This is a genomic window from Pseudidiomarina fusca, assembly GCF_032227045.1.
GTDB classification, from domain to species: domain Bacteria; phylum Pseudomonadota; class Gammaproteobacteria; order Enterobacterales; family Alteromonadaceae; genus Pseudidiomarina; species Pseudidiomarina fusca.
Map to the genome: position 1 here is coordinate 1 of NZ_JANFPJ010000072.1, position 1,501 is coordinate 1,501.

The 1,501-nt window shown below is 43.1% G+C and carries 2 protein-coding genes; one reads left to right on the forward strand and one right to left on the reverse strand.

Annotation, left to right across the window (positions count from 1 at the left end):
- Nucleotides 1–236 (forward strand): hypothetical protein (locus NOG12_RS13045; RefSeq protein ID WP_313933493.1); only part of this gene is annotated, 236 nt, incomplete at its 5' end.
- 292 nt (nt 237–528) lie between these two features.
- Here NOG12_RS13045 and NOG12_RS13050 read toward each other — a convergent pair.
- Complete coding sequence (locus NOG12_RS13050; protein WP_014706134.1) at nt 529–1,440, reverse strand: restriction endonuclease; 912 nt, start codon at nt 1,438–1,440, stop codon at nt 529–531.
- Nucleotides 1,441–1,501: the final 61 nt, after the last annotated feature.

Below are 1,501 nucleotides of genomic sequence, written 5' to 3' on the forward strand. Positions count from 1 at the left end.
TTTGTTATGTGCCACTTATGAAACCACCCTTTATTTTCAATAATTGGTACAAAGAGCCCGCAAATAAAGAAACCCAAAAAATTGCGAAAATTATTGCTGCTGTTAAAACGATTGCTACGCGTTCTTCGGTACCTGCATCTGATTTAGAAAAGGCAACAAGTAGAGGAAAAGGTAACGCAGCAATAATAGAAGCAAAAACAGCAAATATAAGTTTAGGTCGTTTTAAACTGTTCTGAATCAAGCCCATTACCGTGTGATACACCATAAGAAGAACCAATATTATTGGTGCGATAAAAAAGAGAAATTCATACCCCTGATTTGCTTTAGATACAGACTTGTACAGATCAATATCAGAGATTGCAAAAAATACCATAATCAAAATGCCGGGCACAAAACTCCAAAGTGAAGAAGCAAAAGCATATCGTTTACTACTCAATTAAATCCAACTCCCGTGGCACATAACGCCCGGCTCACGCGTCGGTTTGGAGCCGCGAAGCGGCGGAAAACCGGTCGCTGTGCAGCCGATTGTTAAGTTCTCTTCGCAAGCAGCCAACCTATCAAACCTGCGTTTATTACTAAATCGGCTACTCTTGAAATATCCCACACAGCAACCCTTGGATCATCTATGTTCAGGTTCTCGAGATTTCCTGAAAAGGTATGAAAGACAAAATACATCTCGTCATACTGATGGTGTTGGTTGAATATTTCGCGGTAGCTTTGGATTTGATTCGCTGTTGTGGTGGACTTTACCTGGACGAACGCGCGCTTCTGCGTAACAGGAGAAAAGACGTCAAGATCGATATCCTTTTCTGTCTTTCCTAGCACTGATATCCGCTGCCAACCGGACTGGGAAAAAATCAAGTCAATGAGTAGTTCAAAGTCATTCCACCACAGCCCTTTGATAAGGTTTTCAATATTAACCTTCAAAGCTGCCAAAGCTTCTTTCGTTGACTGAATTTCAGGCTGAACTTCGCCGTTAATTTTTCTCAGCAGATATTCTGGAAGCTCGACCCCGCAAATAGTGCCACGATACCCCTGAACCTTCGTAATTCTGCCATCGATATTCTCGATGGAAAGGGGGCTTCCTTTCTTATCGTAACAACTCCAGGAGCCTATGACGTTTCTAATTCTACTGCCATCCTCGAGTTCGTGAACTTCTTTATGAGCATGGCACCAGTACAGCCTTCTCTGGTAAAACGTAATCCAGATATCTGATTCTGAAAGCTCATAAAAATCACGAATCTGATTCAAGTCGCGGCTCGCCGCGCCTTGATTTCCATTTCTAGCAGAAAGCCAAAAATTGCGGACAGTATCCCATTCACCACTTAACGATTCCTGATGGTGTGGGCTTTCGTACCCGAGTCTAAGCGTCTGCTGTTCTTCGATGCAGTGGCGTTCCCACTTCCCGCCGTCGCCTAGTTTTATGTATCGAATCTTCACGGAACTCCCAAGAACTTAACATTTGTGTAGTGTGCTGGCACATGTCGTAATCGTTCGTTTA